Source organism: Streptomyces sp. NPDC001508, assembly GCF_040298665.1.
Lineage (GTDB): Bacteria > Actinomycetota > Actinomycetes > Streptomycetales > Streptomycetaceae > Streptomyces.
In genome coordinates this window covers 26,180-52,780 of record NZ_JBEPAP010000027.1, presented here as the reverse complement: position 1 = coordinate 52,780, position 26,601 = coordinate 26,180, and the positions used below count along the sequence as shown (strand labels likewise).

The following is a 26,601-nucleotide window of genomic DNA, read 5'->3' as shown; positions in this document are numbered from 1 at the left end:
GGCGGATCAGACGGGCCAGGTGGACGGGGTGCTCTGGAGGCGCCGTAGGAACCGGCCGGACGATGGGGCTGGGCGGACTGGCGAACCGGGCGGACCGAAAGGACAGGAGGGGCCTTGGGGCGGGGCGAACAGGATGGACCGCAGGGACCTGCCGGCCCCGAAGGGCTGGGCGGACTGAGTGGCCCGGAGGGATGGGGCGAACCCGAGGGAGCAGAAGAGCCGGGCGGACCGGACGCCCCGGAAGGGCCAGAGGGGCCGGAAAAGCCTGGCGGACCGGATGGCGCGGTCGGGTCGGTCGGGCCAGATGGCCGGGAAGGGTCCGGGGGATCGGAAGGGCCGGGCGGATCAGATGGACCGCAGGGACCTGCCAGCCCCGAAGGGCTGGGCGGACTGAGTGGCCCGGAGGGATGGGGCGAACCCGACGGGCCGGCAGAGCCGGGCGGACCGGAAGGGCCAAAGGGGCCGCAGGGACTCGACGGACCGGACGCCCCAGCCGGGCCAGAGGAGCCGGCAGAGCCGGGACGACCGGATGCCCCCGCAGGGCCAGAGGGGCCGGAGAAGCCTTCCGGACCGGACGCCCCGGAAGGGCCCGAGGGGCGGCAAGGGCTTGGTGGGCCGGATGGCGCTGGAGGACCGGAAGGGCCGGCACAGGTTCCCGGTGGTGGGGATGGGTGGGAAGGCGTGCTGAGGGGCCCAGGGAAGGTGGGGCGGGTGCGTGGTGGCGTTCGGGGGCTTGTTCTCGGTGGGGCTCTCGTGGGTGTGCTTCTCGTCGCCGCTCATCAGTTGCGGCCCGCCGCCCCTTACGGGGACCGGCTCGTCGCGCACGACCCCCAGGGGCAGGCCGTGACGGCGGTCCGTACCCGCGGCGCGGCCGTGGAGGCGTACGACCCGGCCGACGGCGAGCGCCGCTGGCGCTACGCGCGCGAGGGCCGCCGCCCGCTCGACGTGCTCCCCGCGCGCGGGCACGCCATCGCCCTCTGGGACGACGGACTCGTCACCGCCACCGACGGCCGCTCCGTGCGCTGGCACCGCGCCCTGCCCGCGGCATCCGGCTGGCTCGCCGCGCACGGCGCCACGGGCGTCCTGCGCCCGCTGCCCCGTGGCATGCTCGCGGTGCTCACCCCGCACCGCATCACCGCGTACCGCACCGCCGACGGCGACCTGCGCTGGGTGCTGCCCGCGCGTGAGCGCTGCGCGTTCCGTCCCGACCGTGCCCTGCGGCACGGCCCGAACCTGCTCGTCGCCCAGCCCTGCGCGCGGGGCGCCTGGACCGATCAGCTCATCGCCGTCGACGACCTCGGGCCCGTCGCGCCGCACCGCACGCCCCTCGGCAACGAGATGCCGGGCCGTGGAACGGGACACCCGGACCCGGGAAAACCGCTTGCGCCGCCCAGTTAGACTGACCCCCATGGCCATTCTCCTCGCGCATTAGACGGCGGGAACGTCCTCAGCCGCCCATCCCGCCAACGACGTCCGCCCTGGAGTCTGTCCGTGATCTCCGCCTCCGGTATCGAGCTGCGCGCCGGTGCCCGCATCCTCATCGAGAACGCCACGTTCCGCGTCGCCAAGGGCGACCGCATCGGTCTCGTCGGCCGCAACGGCGCCGGCAAGACCACCCTCACCAAGGTCCTGGCAGGCGAGGGCATCCCCGCCGCCGGCACCGTCACCCGCTCCGGCGAGGTCGGCTATCTGCCGCAGGACCCGCGCACCGGCGACCTGGACATCCTCGCCCGCGACCGCGTCCTGTCCGCACGCGGCCTCGACGTGCTGATCCGCAAGATGCGCGAGAACGAGCAGCGCATCGCCACCGGCCAGGGCGCCACCCGGGAGAAGGCGCTGAAGCAGTACGAGCGTCAGGAGACCGAGTTCCTCACCAAGGGCGGGTACGCCGCCGAGGCCGAGGCCGCCACCATCGCCGCCGCGCTCAACCTGCCCGAGCGGGTGCTCGGCCAGCCGCTGCACACGCTCTCCGGCGGTCAGCGCCGCCGTGTCGAGCTGGCCCGGATCCTGTTCTCGGACGCGGACACGCTGCTGCTCGACGAGCCCACGAACCACCTCGACGCCGACTCGATCGCCTGGCTGCGCGACTACCTGAAGACGTACCGCGGCGGCTTCATCGTCATCTCGCACGACGTCGACCTGGTCGAGACGGTCGTGAACAAGGTGTTCTACCTGGACGCCAACCGTTCGATGATCGACGTCTACAACATGGGCTGGAAGCTCTACCAGCAGCAGCGCGAGGCCGACGAGAAGCGTCGCAGGCGTGAGCGGCAGAACGCCGAGAAGAAGGCCGCCGCGCTCAACGCCCAGGCCGACAAGATGCGGGCCAAGGCCACCAAGACCGTCGCCGCGCAGAACATGGCACGCCGCGCCGAGAAGCTGCTGTCCGGCCTCGAAGCGGTCCGCCAGTCCGACAAGGTCGCCAAGCTGCGCTTCCCGGAGCCCGCGCCCTGCGGCAAGACCCCGCTGATGGCCGAGGGCCTGTCGAAGTCGTACGGCTCGCTGGAGATCTTCACCGACGTCGACCTGGCCATCGACAAGGGCTCGCGGGTCGTCATCCTGGGCCTCAACGGCGCGGGCAAGACCACCCTGCTGCGGCTGCTCGCGGGCGTCGAACAGCCGGACACCGGCATGGTCGTCCCCGGCCACGGCCTCAAGCTCGGCTACTACGCGCAGGAGCACGAGACCCTGGACGCCGGCCGCACGGTCCTGGAGAACATGCGCTCGGCCGCCCCCGACATGGATCTGGTCGAGGTCCGCAAGGTCCTGGGCTCGTTCCTGTTCTCCGGCGACGACGTCGACAAGCCCGCCGGCGTCCTGTCCGGCGGCGAGAAGACCCGCCTGGCGCTCGCCACACTCGTCGTCTCGTCGGCGAACGTGCTGCTCCTGGACGAGCCGACCAACAACCTCGACCCGGCCAGCCGGGAGGAGATCCTCGGCGCGCTGCGCACCTACGCCGGCGCGGTCGTCCTGGTCACCCACGACGAGGGCGCGGTGGAGGCGCTCCAGCCGGAGCGGATCATCCTGCTGCCGGACGGTGTGGAGGACCTGTGGGGCGCCGACTACGCGGATCTCGTCACCCTGGCTTGATCGAAAGAATGATCCACGGGCTATGGATCATTCGGCCCATCGGTGATCCATCATCTGTGTGAGATCTCCTGGTATCCGGGTGTGTCCTACACCCATGTCGCGGCCGATCCCTCCGTCGGTGAGGGGTCGGCCGTCGTGCGTCTCTGACCTGGCACTTCACGAATGAACCCGTTCGGCGGTACGGACGGCAGGCATCGGAACCATTGATTCCGCTTGTGGGGATGTACTCCTGTCGTCAAAACCGTGTCTTACGGACCTTGCCGAATGGGTGGCCATCGGGCCCGGGAGGGGTGATCATGAGGAGACCAGAGCGCACTTCCCATGAGGAGGCACGGGTGGCCGAGACTCTGAAGAAGGGCAGCCGGGTGACCGGCGCCGCGCGCGACAAGCTCGCGGCAGACCTGAAGAAGAAGTACGACTCCGGTGCGAGCATCCGGGCGCTGGCCGAGGAGACCGGCCGCTCGTATGGCTTCGTACACCGGATGCTCAGCGAGTCGGGCGTCACGCTCCGTGGGCGTGGCGGAGCGACCCGGGGCAAGAAGGCCGCATCGTCCTGACCACGGGCGGCCCATCGGCTTCGATGGTGGCCACTCGGCCGGTCCTCCCGCGGCCCCCTTGAGGGGCCTGGGGGCACCGCGGATCGGCCGGGTGGTTACTGTGCAGTCACTCAGCATGCCGTCACGGCACGGCGTGTCGACCGCACTCATCGGAGGCGCCCCATGGCTTCGCCCGACCAGGACCTTGCTCCCGCACTCGACAAGGACGGCGTACGGCTCACCGTCGACGACGCGCTCGCCACGGTGTCCCTGACCAACCCGGCCAAGCGCAACGCCCAGAGCCCCGCACTGTGGCGGGCGTTGGCCGAGGCCGGGAGGTCGCTGCCGGGCACCGTGCGAGTCGTCGTGCTGCGCGGCGAGGGCAAGTCCTTCTCCGCCGGGCTCGACCGTCGGATGTTCGCCCCGGACGGCATTGTGGACGAGCCGACGCTCACCGATCTCGCACGCCTCGGCGATGCCGAACTGGACGCGGCCATCGCCGCCTTCCAGGAGGCATTCACCTGGTGGCGGCGGAACGACCTCGTCTCCGTCGCCGCCGTCCAAGGACATGCCATCGGCGCGGGCTTCCAGCTCGCCCTCGCCTGTGACCTGCGCGTCGTCGCCGACGACGTGCAGTTCGCGATGCGCGAGACCAGCCTAGGGATCGTGCCCGATCTGACCGGTACGCACCCGCTGGTCGACCTGGTCGGATACGCCCGCGCGCTGGAGATCTGCGTGACCGGGCGGTTCGTCGGCGCCGAGGAGGCGGTGAGCTGTGGGCTCGCCAACCTCGCGGTGCCCGTCGGCGAACTCGACGCCGCCGTACACGATCTGACCGGGGCGATCCTGGCCGCGCCACGCGACGCCGTGGTGGAGACCAAGGCCCTGCTGCGCGGGGCGGGCGGACGCACGTACGAGGAGCAGCGCGCCGCCGAACGGACCGCCCAGGCGCGGCGGCTGAGGGATCTGGCCGGCGTCGGCGACTGAGCCGTGCACGGGCCCGGCGGCCCGGCGCTCAGCCCACCGCCGTGACCAGCACCGCCACCGTCGTACGCCCCTCCAGCGCCGCCGCCACCGCGGTACGCACCTGACGGACCACGTCCAGCGGCCGGTGCCCCGCCGCCACCGCCAGCTCCACCCGGACATGGCGGTGCGGCGAAGCGTCCGGCCCGTGCCGCCGTTCCTCGCAGTGCACGCCCCGGCCAAGACCGCCCAGGCTGCCGGTCAGCCGGACCACACCCGGCACGGACAGGGCCGCCGTCGCCGCGCGGATCTCGTCGGGGCCGTTGCTCTCACGGGCCGGGGCCGGCTGCGGCGCCCGCGCCTTCGGGGAGTCCGCGGGCCCGTCCAGCAGTTCGGTGATCCGCAGGTCCACCTCCGTGACCGTCAGCCCGAGCCGTCGGTCTGCGGCCGTGGCCAGGGCCAGCCGGAGCCGGGACGCGGTGTCCGTCAGCGGCGCGGCGGCCGTGGCCGCGAAGTCCGCCGTCACCCGCAGCGGTCCCGGGGGCAACGCGCTCGGCGGCGCCGGCACGGCGGCCTCTTCTGCCTCACCGGTCTCTTCAGCCTCAGCAGCCGCCGCGTCCTCCGCCTTGGCTGCCTCGCCGGCCTCCTCCGCCTCGTCGGTCCCGCCAGTCCCGTCAGCATCGGCGAGTGCGATCCGCAGCCTGCCCAGGCGCACCCCAGGCACCTCCGCGGCGGCGCGCCGCAGCACCGCCTCGGCCGCCGCCTCAGTGATCCACCCGCCGTCCCGCGCACCGCCGAGCGGCAGCAGCCTGCCGAGCCCCACCTGCTGCCGAACCACTCGGGTCCATGGATCCGCCGTCATTCCTCCAGCCTGCCCTATTCCTGGCGCGCATTCCCGTCACCGCACATACGGTGGTCACAGGAGGACGAGCGGAAGGGACGCACGGCGATGACCGACATGACGGAGCAGAACCGGACGACGGGCCCCGAGGCCGAGGCCGAGACACAGACCCGCAAAGCCACCAAGCGCGGCGGTGGGGACCCGGCGAGCCGCGGCCGGACCACCATCGCCGACGGGGTCGTGGAGAAGATCGCCGGGCTCGCCGCGCGTGACGTGCTGGGCGTGCATGCGATGGGCAGTGGGCTGAGCCGGACCTTCGGCGCCGTGCGCGACCGGGTGCCGGGCGGTTCGAAGTCGGTGACCCGCGGGGTGAAAGCCGAGGTCGGCGAGGTACAGACCGCGCTCGACCTGGAGATCGTCGTGGACTACGGAGTGTCCATCGGCGACGTGGCCCGGGACGTCCGGGAGAACGTGATCGCCGCCGTGGAGCGGATGACCGGGCTTGAGGTGGTGGAGGTCAACATCGCGGTGAGTGATGTCAAGCTCCCCGAGGAAGAAGAAGAGGAGCCGGAGCCGCGGATCCAGTGATGCCCCGGGCGGCGACGGGACCACGCGGCTGAGGAGCGGAGGAGGGCGGCAGGATGAACATGGCCGTGATTGGCATGATCGCCGGGATGGCGCTGGGTTTCGCCGGGTACTTCGGCGGGTTCGGCGCGTTCCTGCTGGTGGCGGCCCTGGGCGCGATCGGGTTCGTCGTCGGCCGATTTCTGGAGGGTGACCTGGAACCGGGTGACTTCTTCCGTACCCGCGACCACAAGCGCGAGCGGCCCCGATGACGACCGCCTCTGAGTCCGTGAGTGATGGGCCCGGCGCGGCACACGGAGCGGTGACCGCCGTCGCGCCGGGCGCGCGCGGCGCCACCCGGATCGCCGACCGGGTCGTCGCGAAGATCGCCGCGCAGGCCGCGCGGGAGGCCGTCGGCCCGCTCCCGAAGGACGTCGCGCCCCCGCACGCGACCGTCGTCGTGCGCCCCCCGGCCGCCGAATCCGCCCGGAACCGGGCGGCCGCCACCGCCTCGGCCCGGGTCAGCGTCCACCTGGAACTCGACTACCCGACCGACATCGGCGCCCGCTGTGCGGCCGTGCGTCGTCATGTCACCGAGCGGGTAGGCGCGTTGGCGGACATGGAGGTGCCGGAGGTCGCCGTGGAGGTCGAGCGGCTGCATCTGGCACCGGGGCACGGCGCGGACGGGAGGACGCGATGAGCGAGCCCCAGGGCACGGAGAACGGCACCCGGCCCCTGCCGGTCGTGGAGAAACCGGCCGGTCCCGCACTCGACCGGTCCGCCGCGGCGGTGGACCACGATCCGCCGGCCGCCGCGCAGGGCCCGGACGGCCGGGAGGGCCGCTTCTGGTCCGTGCGCCGGGTCCCCGCCGGCATCGTCGCACTGCTCCTCCTGCTCGGCGCGGGCGTCTTCCTGTACGACATCGCCGCCGTACGGGCCCATCAGCCCGCCATGCACTGGCGCCGCGCCCTGGCCCATCAGCTCGCGCACCGGCCCCTCGACGACATCTGGGTGCTGATCGGCGCCGGCGTCGCCACGGTCCTCGGTCTGTGGCTGATCGCGCTCGCCGTCACCCCCGGCCTGCGGAGCCTGCTGCCGATGCGGCGCGGCCACCCCGACGTCCGGGCCGGACTCCAGCGCGCGGCCGCCGCACAGGTGCTGCGCGACCGGGCCATGGAGGTCTCGGGCGTGCGGTCGGTGCGGGTGCGGATGCGGCGACGGAAGGCCGACGTCCGCGCGGTCTCGCACTTCCGTGAACTCGACGAGGTACGCGCCGACCTGGACCTCACGCTCGCCGAGGCGGTCCGAGGACTGGGCCTGTCCCGGCCGCCCGCCCTGTCGGTGCGTGTGGCACGGCCCGGACGGAAGGGGTGACTACGGTGCTCCGGATCGTCAACCGGGTGCTGATCGGGATCATCGGTCTGCTGCTGGTCGTCGTCGGCGGCCCGGTGCTGGCCGTGGGCCTGGGCGCGGGGGCGCCGTCCTGGTGGATCCACGGCGGGCCGCACGATGTGCTGCTCAGCGATGCCCAGCGGAGCCGGTGGCGGGACGCCGGCTGGTGGTGGCCCGCGGTCATCGCCGGGCTCGCCGTTCTCGTGCTGCTCGGGCTGTGGTGGCTGATCGCGGTGCTGCGCCGCCGCCGGCTGGCCGAGGTGGTCGTCGACACGGGCGACGGCGCGGGCGCGCTGCTGCGCGGCCGGGCCCTGGAGACCGTGCTCGTCGGGGACGCGGCCCGTCTTGACGGGGTGGCCCACGCCCAGGCGACGCTGACCGGCCGCCGCACCGCCCCGCAGGCCCGGGTCTGGCTCCAGCTGGAACCGGACGTGGACCCGGGCACGGCCCTGCACCACCTCGCCACCGAGTCCCTGGCCCGCGCCCGCGACTCCGCGCGGCTGTCGGCGCTGCCGGCGGAGGTGTCCCTGCGAGCCGTCAAGCACCGCGCGGAGCGGGTGACTTGACACAGCCGACCGACACCCCGGCCGCGTTCGCGCCCTGCCGCGGGTCGTGCGGTCGCGATGAGCCGTGCGGGCGTGTCGGCGCCGGGGCCCAGTTCGGCCGTCGCGCCGGCGGCCCACTGGTCGTACCGGTCTTCGGCATCGCGCGGGGCCTGCGGTGGCCCGTGGAACCAGCCGGGTAGCGGCCGTGGTCGGCAGGCAGCCGTCGGAGTCGGTGCCGTGTGCTCCGGCCCAGTTCGGTCGTCGCGTCGGCGGCCCGCTGGTCGGCCCGTTCCGGGAGTGCAGCGGCGCGCTGCGCGGCGTCGCGGCGGTGGTCGCGCCGCTTCCACTCACCCGCCCCGGCCTGTGGCCGTCGGCCGTGCTCATCCGCCCCGGCCGGTCGCCGACTCGCCCCGGTCTTCGGTACGGCGCGGGGCCTGCGGAACCAGTCGGGTACCGCCCGTGGTCGGCAGGGTGCCGGCGGTGTCGGTGCCGTGTGTTCCGGGACAGCGGGCAGGGCGCGGGGGAGTCCGGCCGATGGGTGCGGGCCGTTGCCTCAGAAGCCGTGGCGCATTCCGCCGTCGACCGGGAGCATGATGCCCGTCAGATAGGAGGCGGCAGGGGACAGCACGAACGCGGCCACCCGGCCGAACTCAGCCGGTGTGCCGTACCGGCGCAGCGGGACGCGTGCCTCGCTCGCGGCCCGGGTGACCGCCGGGTCCGCGGACAGCGCGTCCAGCTCGCGCACGCGGTCCGTGTCGATGCGCCCCGGCAGCAGCCCCACGACCCGGATCCCGCGCGGCCCCAGCTCGTCCGCGATCGACTTGGCCAAGCCGGCCAGTCCGGGCCGCAGCCCGTTGGAGATCGTCAGCCCGGGGATCGGCTCGTGCACCGACCCGGACAGCACGAACCCGATGACACCGCCCTCCGCCAGCTCAGCCGCCGCCGCGCGAGCGACCCGCACCGCGCCCAGGAACACCGACTCGAAACCGGCCCGCCACTGCTCGTCCGTGTTGTCGGCGACGAAACCCGGCGGCGGCCCGCCGACGCTGACCAGCACGCCGTCGAAGCGGCCGAACCGCTCGCGGGCGGTCGCGATCAGCCGCGCGGGGGCGTCCGGGTCGGCGTTGTCCACGGCGACCCCGATCACGCCGGGGCCCAGTTCGGCCGCCGCGTCGGCGACCCGCTGCTCGTCCCGCCCCGTGATGACCACCTTCGCCCCGTCGGCGACCAGTTCGCGCGCGGCGGCGTTGCCCAGCCCGCGCGTGGCCCCCGTGACGACGTACACCCGGTCCTTCAGTCCAAGATCCATGGCCCCTATCCTGCCCCCTCGCCCCCGAACAGCACGAGGGCGGTGTTCACCAACGCGATATGGCTGAAGGCCTGTGGGAAGTTGCCCAGCTGGCGCCCGGCCGCCGGGTCGTACTCCTCGGACAGCAGCCCCACGTCGTTGGCGATCCCCACCAGCCGCTCGAACAGCCGCCGCGCCTGCGCCGTACGGCCCGTCAGATGCAGCGCGTCCGCGAGCCAGAACGAGCAGGCCAGGAAGACGCCCTCGCGGCCGGGCAGCCCGTCGATGCCGTCGTCGGCGCCGGCGTAGCGCTGCACGAACCCGTCGCGCCCCAGCTCCGCGCGGACCGCGTCCACCGTGCCGATCACCCGCGGATCGTCCGGCGGCAGAAACCCGGCGCGGGGGATGAGCAGCAGAGCGGCGTCCAGCTCCCGCGAGCCGTAGTACTGGGTGAAGGTGTTCCGGTCCGGGTCGTAGCCCTTCTCACACACCTCGCGGTGCACCTCGTCCCGCAGCGCCCGCCAGCCCGCCTTGTCCCCGGGGAGGTCCGGATACTCCTCCAGGGTGCGCACCGCCCGGTCGGCGGCCACCCACACCATCACCTTCGAGTGCACGAAGTGCCGGCGTCCGCCGCGCACCTCCCACAGCCCCTCGTCCGGCTGCTGCCAATGGGCGCGCAGCCACTCCAGCAGGATGTTCTGCATCGACCACATGTGCGGCTTGGGCGACAGCCCGGAACGCCGGGCCAGCCACAGCGAGTCCATGACCTCGCCGTACACGTCGAGCTGCAACTGGTTGACGGCGCCGTTGCCGATCCGCACCGGCGCCGACCCGGCGAACCCGGACAGCCACGGCACCTCGAACTCGGGCAGCCGCCGCTCACCGGCCACGCCGTACATGATCTGCAGATCCGCCGGGTCGCCCGCGACCGCGCGCAGCAGCCAGTCGCGCCAGGCCCCGGCCTCCTTGTGGTATCCCGCCGACAGCAGGGCGCCGAGGGTGAGGGTGGAGTCGCGCAGCCAGCAGTAGCGGTAGTCCCAGTTGCGCACACCGCCCAGTTCCTCGGGCAGCGACGTGGTGGCCGCGGCGACGATGCCACCGGTCGGACGGTACGTGAGGGCCTTGAGGGTGATCAGGGAGCGTACGACGGCGTCCCGGTGGGGGCCGTCGTAGCGGCAGCGGGCCGCCCAGCGCCGCCAGTCCCGCACACTGGAGCTGAGCGCTTGGTACGGATCGACCAGGCCGGGCCGCGGCTCGTGCGAGGGGTGCCAGGTGAGGACGAAGGCGATCTTCTCGCCCTCCGCGACGGAGAACTCGGAGTGCGTGCCGAAGTCCTTGCCCCATGTCCGCACCTCGGGCTCGCTGCGCAGCCACACCGAGTCCGGTCCGGCGACGGCGACCCGGTGGCCGCCGGAGCGGCGCATCCACGGGATGATCGAGCCGTAGTCGAAGCGGAGGCGGAGCGTGCTGTGCACGGTGACGCGCCCGCTGACGCCCTCCACGATCCGGATCAGCTCGGGCGCGCGCTCGCGCTGCGGCATCAGGTCGGTGACCCGGACGGTCCCCTCGGGGGTGTCCCACTCGGTGTCGAGGACCAGCGTGTCGGGACGGTAGCCGCGGCGGGTGCAGCTGTCCGCGTCCACGGGCGCGATCCTCCAGTGCCCGTTCTCCTCGTCGCCGAGGAGCCTCGCGAAGCAGGCGCCGGAGTCGAACCGGGGCAGACACAGCCAGTCGATGGAGCCGTCCGTGCCGACCAGGGCAGCGGTCTGCTCATCGCTGATGAGGGCGTAGTCCTCGATGCGGGAGTGCACGCAGATGCGGGTTCCCGGTGTACCGACGGGACAATCCGGGGCGCGGCCGGGCGAGTGACGCGCCCGGTGGTCACACGGCGGCCGGTTCCGCCTGCGGCGTCGCCCCGCCGTCCGTCGCACGGGTACGCTCATGTGCCTCCCGGCGCGCCAGGACGACCCAGCCGACCGGGACCGCGGCGGCGAACAGCCACCACTGGATCATGTACGCGTAGTTCAGCGGGGCGTCTTCCTTGCCCGGGTCGGAGATCTGCTGCGGGGTGTCGCCCTTCGGCTCGGGGGCCGTCTGCTCGACGTAGCCGCCGAGTACCTCGGCGCCGAGCCGCCGGGCCTCCTCCTCGCTGTTGATCAGCATGATCTGGCGGTCCGGCAGCCCCTCGACGTTCTTGATGCCGCTCGCCGCGGTCGTCTCGTCCGTCTTCAGCCGCCCCGTGACGGTGGTGCGGCCCGCGGGCGGCGCGGGGATCTTCGGGAAGGCGGTCTGGGAGCCGGTCGCCGGGATCCAGCCGCGGTTGACCAGGAGCACCTTGCCGTCGGTCAGCACGAACGGGGTCAGGACGTGGAAGCCGACCTCGTCGTCGGAGTTGACGCGGCGGCGCACCACGACCTCATGGCCGGTGTCGAAGGTGCCCGTCGCGGTGACGCTGCGATACCGCTCGGTGCGGGTCACCGCGTGTCCGGGCGAGGTCAGCTGCTCCACGGGTACGGCCTTGGCGGACAGGGCGTCGGTGACCAACTGGTTCCGGGCACTGCGCTCTTCGTACCGGTGCTTCTGCCAGAAGCCCAGCTCGATCATCACGGGGATCAGGAGCAGGGCGATCAGGGTGAGGATCACCCACTGCCGGGTCAACAGGAAGCGGTACACCCGTCGACCGTACAACTTGGACGTCGGGTGCATTCGGTCGGGTACCGGTTCACACCCGGTCCACGATCCCCGTCTTGCCCGCGGCCCGGGCACAGTGGGCGCCGCAGAACCACTGGCCCCCGGCCTCCACGCCCTGGCCGATGATCGAGACCCGGCAGTGCTCGCACACCGGGGCCATGCGGTGGATCGCGCAGGAGAAGCAGTCGAAGACATGGACCGCGCCCTGGGCGTGCACCTCGAACGTCATTCCGTAGTCATTGCCACAAACTTCGCATTTCGCCATGGGCTCAGGGTGAGTGGTCACCGTCGCCCGGTCGAGCGGCCACCGGGCGAGTCGCCCCCAATCACCCGACCGCCCGCCCCGCACGCACCGCGCGGTCAGCGTCGGCGGGTCGCCGGTTCCACGTCTCTCAGCAGTTGGCCGAACGCCGCCTCGTCGATCACGGGCGTACCGTACTGCCGCGCCTTGACCACCTTCGAGGTGCCCGAGTCCGGGTCGTTCGTGACCAGCAGACTGGTCAGCCGGGACAGGCTCGTCGACACATGCAGCCCCGCCTCGGTCGCCCGGTCCTCCAGCAGCTCGCGGTCGACCGACGTGTCCCCGGAGAACGCGACCCGCATGCCCTGCTTGAGCCGTTTGCCCTCCTCCCAGCGCCCCGGGTTGGGGTAGGGGCACGCGGGGCGCCTGCGGGCGGGACGCCAACCGGACGGCCGGTAGCCGCCCCAGCCGCCGCCCGCCTGCCGGCCGATCAGCGGCACGGGCGTGTCGTTCCACTCGGTCAGCGGCCGGCACTCCAGCAGCGGCAGCCGGACGTCCTTGCGCGCCGCGGCCCGCAGGCTGGGCCGGAAGGCCTCCGCGAGCACGCGCGCGTCGTCCAGCGCGTGGTGCGCCTGCCGCTGTACGACGCCGAAGTGCGCCGCCAGCGACTCCAGCTTGTGGTTGGGCAGCGGCAGGCCCAGCTCCTTGGACAGCGCGATGGTGCACAGCCGTTGACGCACCGGCGCCTCGCGTTTCGCGCGCGCGTACTCGCGTGCGATCATCTGCCAGTCGAAGACGGCGTTGTGCGCGACGAGCACCCGGTCCGCCAGCCGGGCGGCGAACTCGTCGGCGATGTCCGCGAAGAGCGGCGCCCCCGCAAGCACCTCGTTCGTCAGACCGTGGATCCACACCGGGCCCGGATCGCGCTCCGGGTTGACCAGCGTGTACCAGTGGTCCTCGACCTCGCCGCGCGCGTCCAGCCGGTAGACGGCCGCGGAGATGATCCGGTCGTCCCTGGCGAGCCCGGTGGTCTCCACGTCAACGACCGCGTATCCCTTGGGATACGCGGCCGGCCACCGGGTGGGGGAGGACGCTGCGGTCGTACGGTCTTCGAGCATGGTCACTGAGGATACGGGCCGGGACCGACAGCCGGCTCCCGGGCTCCCGGCGCCCCACGTCGGGTCCGAGGCGACGTCAAATCGCCGACCTGGGCGCGCGTTTCGGGGGCGGGCACGCCGTCCGCCCGGCAAGCCGCGCTCGCACCACGGCCGTTGCGTGTCCCGGCCGGTGCGCGTTCCGGCCGGTGCGGCGTCCCGCGCGGTGCGGCTTCCGCGCAGTGCGTGTCCGGCACCGGGGGAGCGTCGCTGCGGGCGCTCCGGAGGGCGAGCTGCGATCCTCCGTCCTGTGATGGAACCGACGCGCCCCCCACACGACGAGCCGCACGGCGGCGGGCTCGGCTCCCGGCTGAACTGGTTGCGGGCGGCGGTCCTCGGGGCGAACGACGGCATCGTGTCCACGGCCGGTCTCGTCGTCGGCGTGGCCGGGGCGACGAGCGACCGTGCCGCCCTGCTCACCGCCGGACTCGCCGGGCTGCTCGCCGGTTCGATGTCGATGGCCGCGGGCGAGTACGTGTCCGTGTCGACCCAGCGTGACTCGGAGATGGCCGCCCTGGCCGTGGAGAAGCGGGAGTTGACGGAGCAGCCGCAGGCCGAACTGGAGGAACTGGCCGGCCTGCTGGAGGAGCGCGGGCTGTCCCGGGAGGTGGCGCGGGAGGCGGCGGAGCAGTACACCGCGCGGGACGCGCTGCGGGCCCACGCGCGCGTGGAACTCGGCATCGACCCGGACGAGCTGACCAATCCCTGGCACGCGGCGTGGGCGAGCTTCCTCGCCTTCACGGTCGGCGCGCTGCTGCCCCTGCTCGCCATCGTGCTGCCGCCCGCGGACCGGCGGCTCCCGGTCACCGTGGTGTCCGTCCTGGCCTCGCTGGTGCTGACCGGCTGGAGCAGCGCACGGCTGGGCGCGGCGGCCCCCGGCCGCGCGGTGCTGCGGAACGTGGCCGGCGGAGCCCTCGCCATGGGGGTCACCTACGCGGTCGGCACCCTGCTGGGCGCGGTCGGGCTCTGACCGGTCCGCGCTCCGACGCGCGGGTCCGTCCGACGGCGGTCGGGCGCGCGGACGACGTACCGTGAAGTGGGCTCGATCACCCCGGGCGTACCCCACGCACGCACCCCCCCGCGACCACGCCCCCACCACCCCGCGCACCGCCACACGAACACCGCCGCACGGGCACCGCACGAGGCACCACCCCGCGCACCCACACACGAACACCGCACGAGGCACCGCCACAAGGGCACCGCACGAGGCACCACCCCGCGCACCGCCACACGAACACTGCACGAGGCACCGCCACATGGACACTGCACGAGGCACCACCCCGCGCACCCACACACGGACACCGCACGGACACCGCAAGAGAAAGACCCCGCCATGCGCGCCACCACCATCCACGCCCCGTACGACGTCCGCGTGGAGACCGTGCCCGACCCGGTCGTGCGGCTGCCCACCGACGCGGTGGTGCGGGTCCTGCGCGCCTGCGTCTGCGGCAGCGACCTGTGGGCGTACCGCGGCGTGGCGCCGCGGCAGCCGGGGCAGCGGATCGGACACGAGTTCCTGGGCGTGGTCGAGGAGACCGGCTCCGAGGTGGGCGGCGTGCGCCGCGGCGACCTCGTCGTCGCGCCCTTCAAGTGGTCCGACGGCGTCTGCGACTACTGCCGCGAGGGCCTGACCACCTCCTGCGAGCACGGCGGCTACTGGGGTTCCGTCGGCTACGACGGCGGCCAGGGCGAGGCCGTGCGGGTGCCGTTCGCCGACGGCACCCTCGTGGTGCTGCCCAAGGAGGCGGCCGGCGACGACCGTCTGCTGTCGGCCCTGCTGACCCTCTCGGACGTCCTCGGCACCGGCCACCACGCCGCCCTCGGCGCCGGTGTCCGACCCGGTGCCGACGTCGCCGTCGTCGGGGACGGCGCCGTCGGCCTGTGCGCCGTCCTGGCGGCCCGGCGGCTGGGCGCCGAGCGGATCATCGCGCTGGGCCGGCACCGGGTCCGCACGGACCTCGCGCGCCGCTTCGGCGCCACCGACGTCGTCGCCGAACGCGGGAAGGCCGCCGTGGCTGCGGTCCGCGCGCTCACCCGGGGCCAGGGCGCGCACGCCGTCGTCGAAGCGGTCGGCACCGAGCAGTCGATGACGACGGCCGTGCGCGTCGCCCGGGACGGCGGGGCCATCGGCTACGTCGGCGTGCCGTACGGCAGCGGCACCAGTCTCGACCTGGGCGTCATGTTCGACCGCAACATCGCGCTGCGCGGCGGGGTCGCACCGGTCCGCGCGTACATCCCGGAGCTGCTGCCGGACATCCTCGACGGCACCGTCGACCCCTCGCCCGTCTTCGACCTGACGGTCGCTCTGGAAGGCGTACCGGACGGCTACAAGGCGATGGACGAGCGCTCCGCCCTGAAGGTGCTCATCACCACCTGAGACGGCGCCATGTGACTCCCGGTCGCCTTCGGACCGGGTCACCGGCGGTCACCAGCGGATCGGCAGGGGCAGCGCGGTCAGCAGCCCCGACACCGCGACCACCACCCCGAGGACGATCACCTCACCCCGCGCGGGTACGCATGCGGTCAGCGGGTCGGCCGCATGGCGCAGCCGGATCCGTGCCCACAGGGCGAGCAGGGCCACGGCGGCCACCAGGATCACCTTGGCCAGCAGGGTGCGCCCGTAGGCCGTGTCCGTCAGCTGGTGCAGCACCGTGTCCGCGGGCATCCGGCGCAGGGTGCTGCACAGGCCGGTGGCGGTGATCGCCGCGAGGAGCACGGTGGCCACGCGCGCGTAGAGCCCCAGCAGCGCGGCGCCCGCCGGGCCGGCGCCGGCCCGGCGCCATGGCCGCAGCGTCCGCAGCACGTGCAGCAGGCCGCCGGTCCACAGCGCCGCGCACGCCAGGTGCACGAGGGTCAGCCCCGTACCGATCAGCGGGCTGTGCTCCGTCGTGGGGTGGGCGCGCAGCGCCTCCGCGCACACGACCGCGGCCGCCGGCCAGAGCTGGAGGCCGGGCCGGCGGCCGAGCGCGCACAGTCCGGCCAGGAGGAACGCGTTGACCTCCAGCAGGGCGAGCGCGCCGTCACGGGTGCCGTAGAGGCCGCCGATGTCGATCTGGGAGGGGCTGTGCGGCACCAGGTTGCCGGTCGCCACGACCGAGGCGAGCCCCAGCGCGGCGAGGAAACCGGCGCCGGCCGCGTACGGCGCCCAACTGCGGGGCGTGCCGGACGGCGCGCCGGGCAGTCCGCGGGCCAGCCGGTTCACGAACAGCTCGCCCAGCGGTACGCACGGCGCCGCGAACAGCACCGTGCGCAGCAGGGCTATGCCGCCGACGCCCGGGGCGGCGGCCTCCCCGGTGCCGTGCAGGGCGGCGGACGGCCCGAGCAGGGGTATCAGAGCGGCCAGCGCCACCAGGGCCAGGACGGCGGTCGGTCGTATCAGGGTCACCCCCGGATCTTCGCCAGCCGCCACGAACGGCAGCAAGCCGGGAAAGGCAGCAAGCCGGGAAAGGCAACCACACGTCCACCGCCGACCGTCCGGCGAGCCCGGCCGGCCGCGCCCCCGACAGGACCGGACCGGGGAACAGGCGGGCGGACGGGTGTCCTGGGTGCCGCCCGCCTGTGTCCGGTGTTACTTGGTCACGGCCGCCAGGGCGTTCGCCGTGCCCCAGCCGTAGAAGCCGTTGTAGTTCTTCCAGCCCTCGCACACCGCGTCGATCTTGCCGTCGCCGTCGATGTCGTACGGGTCGGTGCACGGCGTGGCCGTGGCGCCCGCGTACAGCAGCGCCTTGACGAGGGCCGGCGAGGCGTGCGGATGGGTGGACTTGATCAATGCGGCGACACCCGCGACGTGCGGGCTGGCCATCGAGGTGCCGGCCAGGTAGCCCCACGTGCCGCCGGGCAGCGGGCCCAGGATCAGACCGCTGGTCGCCGGTGGCTGCGGCGTCTGGTAGGCGGTCGAGTCGCCGCCGGGCGCGGCGATGTCGATGACTCCGAGGCCGTGGTTGGAGAAGGACGACTTGATGCCCTTGGCGCCGGTGGCCGCGACGGTCACCACACCCGGCAACTGGGTCGGTATGTCGTAGCACTTCGACGGGTCGATCACCCGGTCGGACGGGGTGCCGTCGTTGGGCGAGTCCGGGTCGGTGATCGAGTCGGCCGCGAGGTCGTAGTTCTCGTTGCCGGCCGCGGCGACATTGACCGCGCCCTTCTTCTCGGCGTACCGGGAGGCCCGGGTGACGGCGTCGACCAGCGCCTTCTGGTCGGGGTCGTTCGTGCAGTTGAAGTACCACGGGTCGGTGTAATAGCTGTTGTTGGTCACGTCGACGCCGTGCTCGGCCGCCCACACGAAGCCGCAGACCACGGCCTCCGTGTAGAAGTAGCCGTCCGGGTTGGAGACCTTGATGCCGGCCACCTTGACGCCCGGTGCCACGCCCGTCATGCCCACGCCGTTCCTGGCGGCCGCGATCTCGCCGGCCACGTGCGTGCCGTGCGGGCTCTCGGAGGCGCTGGGCCGCCAGGCGCCGTCGGCCGTGTCCGGCTTGCCCGTCACACAGTTGACGGATGCCTTCCGGTCGAAGTTGGGCGCGATGTCGGGGTGGGTGTCGTCCACGCCGGTGTCGATGACGGCGACGGTCACCTTCGGGCTGCCGAGGGTCTTCTCGTGCGCCTTGTCCGCCTTGATGGCGGGCAGGTCCCACTGCAGGGGCTCCAACGGGTCCTGCCCGTCCGCCGCCTGCGCCGCGGCGATCTGCTCGGCGCTGAGCGCCTTCGGGGTGCCGATGTCCGTGGTCGACTGCGCGGGCAGCGGCGCGTTGCGGGTGGCACCGGCCGACTCGACGCCGCGCACCGTGCGGATGGTCTTGGCGAAGTCCGGGTTCGACGAGTGGACGACGATCACGCCGATCTGGTCGTACGAGGTCACCACCGTGCCGCCGGCCCGGCCGACGGCCTTCTGCACCTGCTTCGAAGTGCCGTGACCGGGGCGGACGTTGACGACGTAGCTGAGCGGGGTCGCGTCACCGGATGCGGATGCGGATGCGGATGCCGTGGCCGTGGTCGTGGCGTCCGCGGCGGACGCGGTGACGTTCGGCAGGAACGTGAGGGCCGTGGCCATGGCCATCCCGACCGGGATCGACAGGGCGCGGAGGTGACGCGGCTGAGGCGCGGTCATGTGTCTGTGTCTCCAGTTCGTTCGCTTGACGAGCATGCTGTGCATGCCGTGCGGGATTCCTGGCGTGGGGGGAGACTGCGACGTGGGGCGCAGAGAGAGCGGGCGTCAGCGCACCGCGCGGAGCGCGTTGACGATGCCGGACCCGTAGAAGCCGTTGACGCGCCTGCCGCCGACGCAGGTCGCGTCCACGACGCCGTCGCCGTCCCCGTCGTACGGGTCCGCCGGGCACCCGGGGTTGTCCGCCTGGGCCTTGAGCAGCGCCTGAACCCGGGCCGGGGTCGCGCGCGGGTGAGTGGACTTCAGCAGCGCCGCCACCGCGGCGTACGCCGCGACGACGCTGCCGTCGTTCGCGGTCACCGCCTTCCGTACCGACGCGATGGTGCGATGGTCGGTCGCGGTGTTGACGACATAGGCCGACGCCGGACCGTCCACCGCGGGGCCCGTCGCCGCCGCGGGGGGCGCCGATGCCGCGGTCGGCAGGAAGCCCAGCGAGGCGGTCAGCGACAGCACGACCGGCACGGCGAGGCCGAGCCGGCGTCTGGAACGCAGATGAAGCATGGGGTCTCCACATCATCCGAAAACGAAACCGCCCGAGACACCGATGCTGACTGGGCAGGTACATGACGGGTGCTGCAGGGCGAAACTATCTCCCCGCCTCGCTGGCCAGCAATGACCTAAAGAGACGACTTCGGAAAGAACTCATAGGACTTGAACCTGCCCTCGCGTGGCGCCGTGGACCTTCGACAGGGAGCCCGAGCACGATCGAGCCCCCGTCCGCGATCCACCCGCAACCCGAGGAGACCTTGTGGCTACCGAGACACCGCCCCACTCTGAACCCCATCACCGACTCCCCTCCACCGAGGAGTTCGTCGCGGTGCAGGAGAGCGCGGAGTTCGGTGAACTGCGCCGCTCCTACCGCTCCTTCGCGTTTCCGCTGACCGTCGCGTTCATCGTCTGGTACCTGCTGTACGTGCTGCTGTCCAACTACGCGGGCGGCTTCATGGGCACCCGGGTGTTCGGCAACATCAACGTGGCCCTCGTCCTCGGCCTCGCCCAGTTCCTCACCACGTTCCTCATCGCCTGGTGGTACGCGCGGCACGCCGCCGCGAAGCTCGACCCCAAGGCCGAGGCGATCAAGTCCCGGACGGAGGGCGGCGCATGAGCCCCGCGATCACCCTGGCCGCAGGCGAGGCCGGCGAACACCGGACACTGATCATCACCCTGTTCGCGGTGTTCGTCGCCGCGACCCTCGTCATCACCGTCTGGGCGGGCCGGCAGACCAAGGACGCCAGCGACTTCTACGCGGGCGGACGGCAGTTCACCGGCTTCCAGAACGGCCTCGCCGTCTCCGGCGACTACATGTCCGCGGCGTCCTTCCTCGGCATCGCGGGCGCCATCGCCCTGTTCGGCTACGACGGCTTCCTGTACTCCATCGGCTTCCTGGTCGCCTGGCTCGTGGCGCTGCTCCTGGTCGCCGAGCCGCTGCGCAACTCCGGCCGCTACACCATGGGCGACGTGCTCGCCTACCGGATGCGCCAGCGCCCCGTCCGCACCGCCGCCGGCACCTCCACGATCGTCGTGTCGATCTTCTACCTGCTGGCCCAGATGGCCGGCGCGGGTGTCCTCGTCTCCCTGCTGCTCGGCATCACCAGCGACGGCGGCAAGATCGCCATCGTCGCCCTGGTCGGCGTCCTGATGATCGTCTACGTCACGATCGGCGGCATGAAGGGCACCACCTGGGTGCAGATGGTCAAGGCCGTGCTGCTCATCCTGGGCGCCCTGCTGCTGACCTTCCTCGTCCTGCTGAAGTTCGACTTCAACATCTCCGACCTGCTGGGCTCGGCCGCCGACAACAGCGCCAAGGGCAGCGCCTTCCTGGAACCCGGCCTCAAGTACGGCGCGACGGGCACCACCAAACTGGACTTCCTCTCGCTCGGCATCGCCCTGGTCCTGGGCACCGCCGGCCTGCCGCACATCCTGATCCGCTTCTACACGGTGCCCACCGCCAAGGCCGCCCGTAAGTCGGTGATCTGGGCGATCGGCCTGATCGGCGCCTTCTACCTGATGACCCTCGCGCTCGGCTTCGGCGCCGCCGCGCTGATCAAACCGGACGAGATCATCGCCTCCAACAAGGCGGGCAACACGGCCGCGCCCCTGCTCGCCCTGCACCTCGGCGGAGTGGACTCCAACTGGGGCGCCATCCTGCTCGCCACCATCTCCGCGGTCGCCTTCGCCACGATCCTCGCGGTGGTCGCCGGCCTGACCCTGGCCTCGTCCTCCTCCTTCGCCCACGACATCTACGCCAACGTCATCAAGAAGGGCCGGGCCACCGAGCAGCAGGAGCTGCGCGCGGCGCGCTGGGCCACGGTCGGCATCGGCGCCGTCTCCATCGTCCTGGGCGCCCTCGCCCGCGACCTGAACGTCGCCGGTCTGGTGGCCCTCGCCTTCGCGGTCGCCGCCTCCGCGAACCTGCCGACGATCCTCTACAGCCTGTTCTGGAAGCGGTTCACCACCAGCGGCGCGCTCTGGTCGATCTACGGCGGCCTGATCGCCGCGGTCGGCCTGGTGCTGTTCTCGCCGGTGGTCTCCGGCAAGGAGACCTCGATGTTCCCCGACGTCGACTTCCACTGGTTCCCGCTGGAGAACCCGGGCATCATCTCGATCCCGGTCGGCTTCCTGCTGGGCGTCGTCGGCACGCTCCTGTCGAAGGAGACACCGGACGCCGGCAAGTACGCGGAACTGGAGGTACGGTCCCTGACCGGCACCGGAGCCCACTGAACGACCCGCACGGACGGCCGCGCCGCGGCGATCCGCGGCGCGGTCCGTGCTGTCCCACGGGACCGGCCCTCAGCCGATGTCGGCGCCGTCACGTAGGCTCGCAAGTGACGGAAGACAACTGACGGAAGAAGCGTCTCAGGGACGAGGGAGGGGGCCCACGTGCTCATCGACACCTACGGTCGGGTGGCCACCGACCTGAGGGTCTCGCTGACCGACCGGTGCAATCTGCGCTGCACCTACTGCATGCCCGAGGAGGGCCTGCAGTGGCTGGGCAAACGCGACCTGCTCACCGACGACGAGATCGTCCGTCTGATCGATGTCGCGGTCACCTCCCTCGGCATCCGGGAGGTCCGCTTCACCGGCGGTGAGCCCCTGCTGCGCCCCGGCCTCGTCGGCATCGTGGAGCGGGCCGCGGCCCTGCACCCGCGCCCCCGGCTGTCCCTGACCACCAACGGCATCGGCCTGAAGCGCACGGCCGCGGCCCTGAAGGCGGCCGGCCTCGACCGGGTCAACGTCTCCCTCGACACGCTCCGCCCGGACGTCTTCAAGGCCCTCAGCCGCCGCAACCGGCACCAGGACGTCCTGGACGGCCTCGACGCCGCCCGGGCCGCGGACCTCACCCCGGTCAAGGTCAACACGGTCCTGATGCCGGGACTGAACGAGGACGAGGCCCCGGATCTCCTCGCCTGGGCGCTGGAGCACGGCTTCGAACTGCGCTTCATCGAGCAGATGCCCCTCGACGCCCAGCACGGCTGGAAGCGCGAGGGCATGGTCACGGCCGCGGACATCCTGGCCGCCCTGCGCACCCGCTTCGAGCTGACCCCGGAGGACGCCGGGGAACGCGGCTCGGCCCCGGCGGAACGCTGGCTGGTGAACGGCGGCCCGCAGCGCGTCGGTGTCATCGCCTCCGTCACCCGCCCGTTCTGCGCGGCCTGCGACCGCACCCGGCTGACCGCCGACGGCCAGATACGCACCTGCCTGTTCGCCCGGGAGGAGACCGACCTGCGCGGCGCGCTCCGCTCCGGCGCGCCCGACGAGGAGATCGCCCGGATCTGGCGGCTCGCGATGTGGGGAAAGAAGGCCGGATCCGGTCTGGACGACCCGTCGTTCCTCCAGCCCGAGCGGCCCATGTCGGCGATCGGCGGCTGACGCGCCCGCCCGGGACGCGGCCCGTCACGACGGCGCCGTGGACGAGCGAGGGCCCGTCACGGCCCACCCGGCGGAGCGCTCAGCGCTCCTCCCACTCCCGCAACGGCACGACGTCCTTCAGGAACCCCCGCACCCCGAGGAACTGCGACAGATGCTCCCGGTGCTCCTCGCAGGCCACCCATGTCTTGCGCCGCTCGGGCGTATGGATCTTCGGATTGTTCCAGGCCAGCACCCATGCGGCGGCGGCCCGGCACCCCTTGGCTGAACAGATAGCGTCACTCACCGGTTCGTCTCACAAAGGCCCCGCACACAAGGCGACGCCGAGCAGCCACGGGGGGAGCTGCCCGGCGTCGGTCCGTCGCTCCGACGGGGGATGCGGAGCGCGTAGGAAGTATGTCACGGGTGACCGGCCGCCCGGCACCGGAACAACATGATTGATCTGAGCATTTCTGCGCCGGCCGTGCGCCGGGCGCATGCTTCCCGCCATCCGCGGAGGTCATGCCGGGTCGGTCCGCTCACCGCTCACCCCCGTCGGCGGATCGGCCCGTGCGTCCTCCGGAGCGGGTTCCGCCCCGTCGTCCGGTGCGTGCGACGGCGTGATCACCGGCCGCAGCGGCGCGGTCACAAAGGTCGACGGCAGCGACGGCGGCCGCTCCCGGCCCGCGTTGGCGATCACCACCGCGACATAGGGCAGAGCCGCCCCGAGCACCAACGCCACGATGGCGACGGGCCGTTCGACGTTCCACAGCGAGACCGCGAGGATCACCGAGACGGTACGGATGGACATCGAGATGACATACCGGCGCTGCCGCCCCCGCACATCCTCGGCCAGACCCGTCCGGGCTCCGGTGATCCGGAACACCTGGACGTCGCCGCCGCCGTGCTGCTTCCGCATCACATTCCACCATCCACCCGCTTCGGGACTCTCCCGGCCCGCACCCGGCGCGGAGCACCGGATCAGGACAGCATCCACGTTACGCCGCCCCCGCGCCGCCTTCGAGACCGGGTCGCCTCCCGTCCGGGCGAACGTGGTGCGCCGTATCGCTCAGGGCGTGTACACCACACGGCCGTACCCGACATGCGCCGTTCGGCGGACCGTCCGAGACTGGGCGTAATGCTCACGTCGAGCCGACGAGGAGGCAGCCATGGGCTGGTTGTGGGCGATCATCGTGGGGTTCGTGCTGGGTGTGATCGCCAAGGCGGTCATCCCGGGCAGGCAGCACAGCCCGCTCTGGCTGACCACCATCTTCGGCATCCTCGGCGCTATCGTGGGCAACGCGGTCGCCCGCGCCGCCGGCGTCGCCTCGACCCCGGGCGTCGACTGGACCCGGCACCTGTTCCAGCTCATCGCCGCGATCATCATCGTCTTCCTCGGGGACATGGCGTACATGGCGATGTGGGGCAGAAGGAAGCAGGAGCGGCGGGTCTGAGACCGACGGCGGACACGAACAAGGGCGACCCCGCGCCCGGGGCCGCCCTCCGCCAGGTCCGCCGACGGTCTCAGCCGGACGTGACCTCCACCGCCGCCAGGTTCTTCTTGCCCCGGCGCAGCACCAGCCAGCGGCCGTGCAGCAGGTCCTCCGTGGCGGGGACCGCGTCCTCGGCGGTGACCTTCACATTGTTCACGTAGGCGCCGCCCTCCTTGACCGTCCGCCGCGCGGCCGACTTGCTGGGCACCAGGCCGACCTCGGCGAACAGATCGGTCACCTGTCCCAGCTCGGCGACCCGGACGTGCGGCACCTCCGACAGGGCGGCCGTCAGCGTCCGCTCGTCGAGCTGGTCCAGCTCACCCTGGCCGAACAGCGCCTTGGACGCGGCGATCACCGCGGCCGTCTGGTCGGCGCCGTGCACCAGCGTCGTCAGCTCCTCGGCCAGCGCGCGCTGCGCCGCCCGGGCCTGCGGACGCTCCTCGGTCTGCCGCTCCAACTCCTCAAGCTCCGAACGCGACTTGAAGGACAGGATCCGCATGTACGAGGAGATGTCCCGGTCGTCCACGTTCAGCCAGAACTGGTAGAACGCGTACGGCGATGTCATCTCCGGGTCGAGCCAGACCGCGCCGCCCTCGGTCTTGCCGAACTTGGTGCCGTCCGCCTTCGTCATCAGCGGCGTCGCCAGCGCGTGCACGCTCGCGTGCGGCTCCAGCCGGTGGATCAGATCGAGACCGGCCGTGAGGTTGCCCCACTGGTCGCTGCCGCCCTGCTGGAGCGTGCAGCCGTACCTCCGGTAGAGCTGCAGGAAGTCCATGCCTTGCAGGATCTGGTAGCTGAACTCCGTGTAGCTGATGCCCTGGTCGGACTCCAGGCGGCGGGCCACGGAGTCCTTCGTGAGCATCTTGTTGACCCGGAAGTGCTTGCCGATGTCCCGCAGGAACTCGATCGCGGACAGCCCCTCGGTCCAGTCCAGGTTGTTGACCATGACCGCCGCGTTCTGCCCCTCGAAGGAGAGGAACGGCTCGATCTGGCCCCGCAGCCGGTGCACCCAGCCGGCCACCGTCTCCGGGTCGTTCAGCGTGCGCTCCGCGGTCGGGCGCGGGTCACCGATCAGCCCCGTCGCGCCGCCCACCAGCGCCAGCGGCCGGTGCCCGGCCTGCTGGAGCCGGCGCACGGTCAGCACCTGCACCAGATGCCCCACGTGCAGCGACGGCGCGGTCGGGTCGAAACCGCAATAGAACGTGACGGGACCGTCCGCGAGCGCCTTGCGCAAAGCGTCCTCGTCGGTGGACAGGGCGAACAGCCCGCGCCACTTCAGCTCGTCGACGATGTCCGTCACGGTTCTCGTGTCTCCTCGGATGATCTTCGGCCGGCCGGCTGACGGCCGACCGGGAACGCCTACGAGGTTATACGCCCTGGCTGACCGAGCTCATATTGAAATCGGGGACGCGCAGCGCCGGCATCGCGGCCCGGGTGAACCAGTCGCTCCACTCGCGCGGCAGCGTCTTCTCGGTCCGCCCGGTCTGCGTGGCCCGCCCCAGCAGATCCACCGGCGACTCGTTGAACCGGAAGTTGTTGACCTGCCCGGTCACCTCCCCGTTCTCCACGAGGTACACGCCGTCCCGGGTCAGCCCCGTCAGCAGCAGCGTCGCCGGGTCGACCTCGCGGATGTACCAGAGGCAGGTCAGCAGCAGCCCGCGTTCGGTGTCCGCGACCATCTCGTCCAGCGAGTGGTCCTCGCCCCCGTCCAGGATCAGGTTCCCGATCGCCGGGGCCACCGGGAGCCCGGTCAGGGCCGCGCTGTGCCGGGTGGTCGTCAGGTGCTTCAGCTCACCGTCGCCGATCCAGTCCGTGCCGCGCACCGGCAGCCCGTTGTCGAACACCGACTGGTCGCCCCCCGAGGAGTGCGCGACCACGAACGGGGCGCTCTCCAGACCCGGCTCGTCCGGGTCGCTGCGCAGGGTCAGCGGCAGCTCGGTGAGCTTTTCGCCGAGGCGGGTGCCGCCGCCCGGCCTGGAGAACACCGTCCGGCCCTCGGCCGCGTCCCGGCCCGACGCCGACCACAGCTGGTAGATCAGCAGGTCCGCCACCGCGGTCGGCGGCAGCAGCGTCTCGTAGCGGCCCGCGGGCAGCTCCACCCGCCGCTCGGCCCAGCCGAGGCGGACGGCCAGCTCGGCGTCGAGCGCGCCCAGGTCGACGTCCTTGAAGTCCCGCGTCGAGCGCCCCGCCCAGGCCGAGCGGGTACGGTCCGGGGACTTCGCGTTCAGCTCCAGGGTGCCGGTGGGCTGGTCGTGCCGCAGCCGCAGCCCGGTGGACGTGCCCAGATAGGTGGAGACCAGTTCGTGGTTGGCGAAGCCGTACAGTTCCCGGCCGCCCGCACGCGCGCGTGCGAACGCCTCGCCGAGCGCCGGGGCGAAGTCCGCGAACACCGCCGACGAGGTCTCGGCGGGCGCGTCCGTGAAGTCCGGCGCCTGAGGCACGCCCGTGACCAGCGGCTGGGCGTCCTCGGCGGGTCCGGCGCCGCGCGCGGCGGCCTCCGCGGCCCGCACCAGGGGCTCCAGCTCCTCGGCGGTCACGGCCGAGCGGGAGACCACCCCGGAGGCCGTGCCCTCCTTGCCGTCGACGGTGGCGACGACGGTCAGCGTCCGCCCCCGGGTGACGCCGTTGGTGGTCAGCGCGTTGCCCGCCCAGCGCAGATTGGCGGTCGAGTGCTCGTCGGCGATCACCACGCAGCCGTCGGCCCGGGACAGCGCGAGCGCCTGCTCGACGACCTCGTGCGGCTTGTTGCTACGAGCGCTCATCGACCGGCCTCCTGCGTTGTGTTGAGAC

General features: G+C 72.5%; 27 protein-coding genes and 1 pseudogene. 15 read left to right on the top strand and 13 right to left on the bottom strand.

Translation table 11 applies throughout. From position 1 onward, the window contains the following. Positions 1-753 precede the first annotated feature (753 nt). The 4 genes from ABT245_RS23780 to ABT245_RS23765 all read left to right on the top strand — a co-directional run bounded on the left by ABT245_RS23780 (position 754) and on the right by ABT245_RS23765 (position 4,613). Complete coding sequence (locus ABT245_RS23780) at positions 754-1,398, top strand: outer membrane protein assembly factor BamB family protein (protein ID WP_351736692.1); 645 nt, start codon at positions 754-756, stop codon at positions 1,396-1,398. Between the two features lie 93 nt (positions 1,399-1,491). Next, positions 1,492-3,090 carry a ribosomal protection-like ABC-F family protein gene (gene abc-f, locus ABT245_RS23775; RefSeq protein WP_351736690.1) on the top strand — a complete coding sequence of 533 codons (1,599 nt, stop codon included), beginning with the start codon at positions 1,492-1,494 and terminating at the stop codon, positions 3,088-3,090. A gap of 335 nt (positions 3,091-3,425) precedes the next feature. Then, the gene (locus ABT245_RS23770; protein WP_004002281.1) at positions 3,426-3,647 is read left to right on the top strand and encodes a helix-turn-helix domain-containing protein; all 222 of its coding nucleotides are present in this window, start codon (positions 3,426-3,428) and stop codon (positions 3,645-3,647) included. Between the two features lie 162 nt (positions 3,648-3,809). Then, a complete protein-coding gene (locus ABT245_RS23765) occupies positions 3,810-4,613 on the top strand; it encodes an enoyl-CoA hydratase/isomerase family protein (protein WP_351736688.1) in 804 nt (267 codons plus the stop codon). Positions 4,614-4,641: 28 nt separating this feature from the next. Here ABT245_RS23765 and ABT245_RS23760 read toward each other — a convergent pair whose 3' ends face one another. Then, complete coding sequence (locus ABT245_RS23760) at positions 4,642-5,451, bottom strand: Asp23/Gls24 family envelope stress response protein (protein WP_351736686.1); 810 nt, start codon at positions 5,449-5,451, stop codon at positions 4,642-4,644. Between the two features lie 87 nt (positions 5,452-5,538). Here ABT245_RS23760 and ABT245_RS23755 point away from each other — a divergent pair, with 87 nt between their 5' ends. The 5 genes from ABT245_RS23755 to amaP are packed head-to-tail and all read left to right on the top strand — an operon-like array spanning position 5,539 to position 7,952. Then, positions 5,539-6,018 (top strand): Asp23/Gls24 family envelope stress response protein, encoded by a 480-nt coding sequence (locus ABT245_RS23755; RefSeq protein ID WP_351736684.1) that lies wholly within the window; start codon positions 5,539-5,541, stop codon positions 6,016-6,018. Between the two features lie 53 nt (positions 6,019-6,071). Further along, a complete protein-coding gene (locus ABT245_RS23750) occupies positions 6,072-6,266 on the top strand; it encodes a hypothetical protein (RefSeq protein WP_351736682.1) in 195 nt (64 codons plus the stop codon). Further along, positions 6,263-6,694: an Asp23/Gls24 family envelope stress response protein gene (locus tag ABT245_RS23745; RefSeq protein ID WP_351736680.1), complete on the top strand. Its 432-nt coding sequence runs from the start codon at positions 6,263-6,265 to the stop codon at positions 6,692-6,694. Before ABT245_RS23750 ends, ABT245_RS23745 begins: the two co-directional genes overlap by 4 nt. Beyond that, positions 6,691-7,368, top strand: a complete 678-nt coding sequence (locus ABT245_RS23740; protein ID WP_351736678.1) for a DUF6286 domain-containing protein — start codon at positions 6,691-6,693, stop codon at positions 7,366-7,368. Before ABT245_RS23745 ends, ABT245_RS23740 begins: the two co-directional genes overlap by 4 nt. Then, entirely contained in the window at positions 7,365-7,952 is a 588-nt protein-coding gene (amaP, locus tag ABT245_RS23735; RefSeq protein WP_351736676.1) for an alkaline shock response membrane anchor protein AmaP, read from the top strand. The genes ABT245_RS23740 and amaP overlap by 4 nt, the downstream gene beginning before the upstream one ends. A gap of 532 nt (positions 7,953-8,484) precedes the next feature. Here the strand turns inward: amaP and ABT245_RS23730 are convergent. The 5 genes from ABT245_RS23730 to ABT245_RS23710 all read right to left on the bottom strand — a co-directional run bounded on the left by ABT245_RS23730 (position 8,485) and on the right by ABT245_RS23710 (position 13,269). Then, complete coding sequence (locus ABT245_RS23730) at positions 8,485-9,240, bottom strand: SDR family oxidoreductase (protein ID WP_351736674.1); 756 nt, start codon at positions 9,238-9,240, stop codon at positions 8,485-8,487. Positions 9,241-9,245: 5 nt separating this feature from the next. Continuing rightward, a complete protein-coding gene (locus ABT245_RS23725) occupies positions 9,246-11,030 on the bottom strand; it encodes a glycoside hydrolase family 15 protein (RefSeq protein ID WP_351736672.1) in 1,785 nt (594 codons plus the stop codon). 70 nt (positions 11,031-11,100) lie between these two features. After that, positions 11,101-11,892, bottom strand: coding sequence for an SURF1 family cytochrome oxidase biogenesis protein (locus ABT245_RS23720; RefSeq protein WP_351736670.1), 792 nt, complete (start codon positions 11,890-11,892; stop codon positions 11,101-11,103). A 49-nt stretch (positions 11,893-11,941) separates the two neighbouring features. Next, positions 11,942-12,175, bottom strand: coding sequence for a metallothionein (locus tag ABT245_RS23715; protein WP_351736668.1), 234 nt, complete (start codon positions 12,173-12,175; stop codon positions 11,942-11,944). A gap of 95 nt (positions 12,176-12,270) precedes the next feature. Continuing rightward, positions 12,271-13,269: a DEDDh family exonuclease gene (locus ABT245_RS23710; protein WP_351736666.1), complete on the bottom strand. Its 999-nt coding sequence runs from the start codon at positions 13,267-13,269 to the stop codon at positions 12,271-12,273. A 289-nt stretch (positions 13,270-13,558) separates the two neighbouring features. Between ABT245_RS23710 and ABT245_RS23705 the strand changes: the two genes are divergently transcribed. Further along, positions 13,559-14,275: a VIT1/CCC1 transporter family protein gene (locus ABT245_RS23705; protein ID WP_351736788.1), complete on the top strand. Its 717-nt coding sequence runs from the start codon at positions 13,559-13,561 to the stop codon at positions 14,273-14,275. A gap of 363 nt (positions 14,276-14,638) precedes the next feature. Then, the gene (locus ABT245_RS23700; RefSeq protein WP_351736664.1) at positions 14,639-15,682 is read left to right on the top strand and encodes a zinc-dependent alcohol dehydrogenase family protein; all 1,044 of its coding nucleotides are present in this window, start codon (positions 14,639-14,641) and stop codon (positions 15,680-15,682) included. A 48-nt stretch (positions 15,683-15,730) separates the two neighbouring features. Here the strand turns inward: ABT245_RS23700 and ABT245_RS23695 are convergent, their stop codons facing one another. The 3 genes and pseudogenes from ABT245_RS23695 to ABT245_RS23685 all read right to left on the bottom strand — a co-directional run. Then, positions 15,731-16,690, bottom strand: a complete 960-nt coding sequence (locus ABT245_RS23695) for a CopD family protein (protein WP_351736662.1) — start codon at positions 16,688-16,690, stop codon at positions 15,731-15,733. A 183-nt stretch (positions 16,691-16,873) separates the two neighbouring features. Continuing rightward, a complete protein-coding gene (locus ABT245_RS23690; RefSeq protein ID WP_351736660.1) occupies positions 16,874-18,415 on the bottom strand; it encodes a S8 family peptidase in 1,542 nt (513 codons plus the stop codon). Between the two features lie 105 nt (positions 18,416-18,520). Further along, a pseudogene (locus ABT245_RS23685) lies at positions 18,521-18,736 on the bottom strand (peptidase S8); the annotation flags it as partial. Positions 18,737-19,220: 484 nt separating this feature from the next. Here ABT245_RS23685 and ABT245_RS23680 point away from each other — a divergent pair. The 3 genes from ABT245_RS23680 (at position 19,221) to moaA (ending at position 22,342) form a co-directional block, all read left to right on the top strand. Further along, on the top strand, positions 19,221-19,577 hold the full coding sequence (locus ABT245_RS23680) for a DUF485 domain-containing protein (RefSeq protein ID WP_351736658.1): 357 nt from the start codon (positions 19,221-19,223) through the stop codon (positions 19,575-19,577). After that, positions 19,574-21,193 (top strand): monocarboxylic acid transporter, encoded by a 1,620-nt coding sequence (locus ABT245_RS23675; RefSeq protein WP_351736656.1) that lies wholly within the window; start codon positions 19,574-19,576, stop codon positions 21,191-21,193. The genes ABT245_RS23680 and ABT245_RS23675 overlap by 4 nt, the downstream gene beginning before the upstream one ends. 159 nt (positions 21,194-21,352) lie before the next feature. Next, the gene (gene moaA, locus ABT245_RS23670) at positions 21,353-22,342 is read left to right on the top strand and encodes a GTP 3',8-cyclase MoaA (protein WP_351736654.1); all 990 of its coding nucleotides are present in this window, start codon (positions 21,353-21,355) and stop codon (positions 22,340-22,342) included. A 79-nt stretch (positions 22,343-22,421) separates the two neighbouring features. Here moaA and ABT245_RS23665 read toward each other — a convergent pair whose 3' ends face one another. Then, positions 22,422-22,625 carry a hypothetical protein gene (locus ABT245_RS23665; protein WP_351736652.1) on the bottom strand — a complete coding sequence of 68 codons (204 nt, stop codon included), beginning with the start codon at positions 22,623-22,625 and terminating at the stop codon, positions 22,422-22,424. A gap of 213 nt (positions 22,626-22,838) precedes the next feature. Beyond that, complete coding sequence (locus tag ABT245_RS23660; protein ID WP_351736650.1) at positions 22,839-23,237, bottom strand: DUF3099 domain-containing protein; 399 nt, start codon at positions 23,235-23,237, stop codon at positions 22,839-22,841. 250 nt (positions 23,238-23,487) lie between these two features. Here ABT245_RS23660 and ABT245_RS23655 point away from each other — a divergent pair, with 250 nt between their 5' ends. Next, entirely contained in the window at positions 23,488-23,772 is a 285-nt protein-coding gene (locus ABT245_RS23655; RefSeq protein ID WP_351736648.1) for a GlsB/YeaQ/YmgE family stress response membrane protein, read from the top strand. Positions 23,773-23,842: 70 nt separating this feature from the next. Here the strand turns inward: ABT245_RS23655 and tyrS are convergent, their stop codons facing one another. Both tyrS and ABT245_RS23645 read right to left on the bottom strand, forming a co-directional pair. Continuing rightward, positions 23,843-25,111, bottom strand: coding sequence for a tyrosine--tRNA ligase (gene tyrS, locus ABT245_RS23650; protein ID WP_351736646.1), 1,269 nt, complete (start codon positions 25,109-25,111; stop codon positions 23,843-23,845). A 67-nt stretch (positions 25,112-25,178) separates the two neighbouring features. Further along, positions 25,179-26,573: a metallopeptidase TldD-related protein gene (locus ABT245_RS23645; protein ID WP_351736644.1), complete on the bottom strand. Its 1,395-nt coding sequence runs from the start codon at positions 26,571-26,573 to the stop codon at positions 25,179-25,181. Between the last annotated feature and the right edge of the window lie 28 nt (positions 26,574-26,601).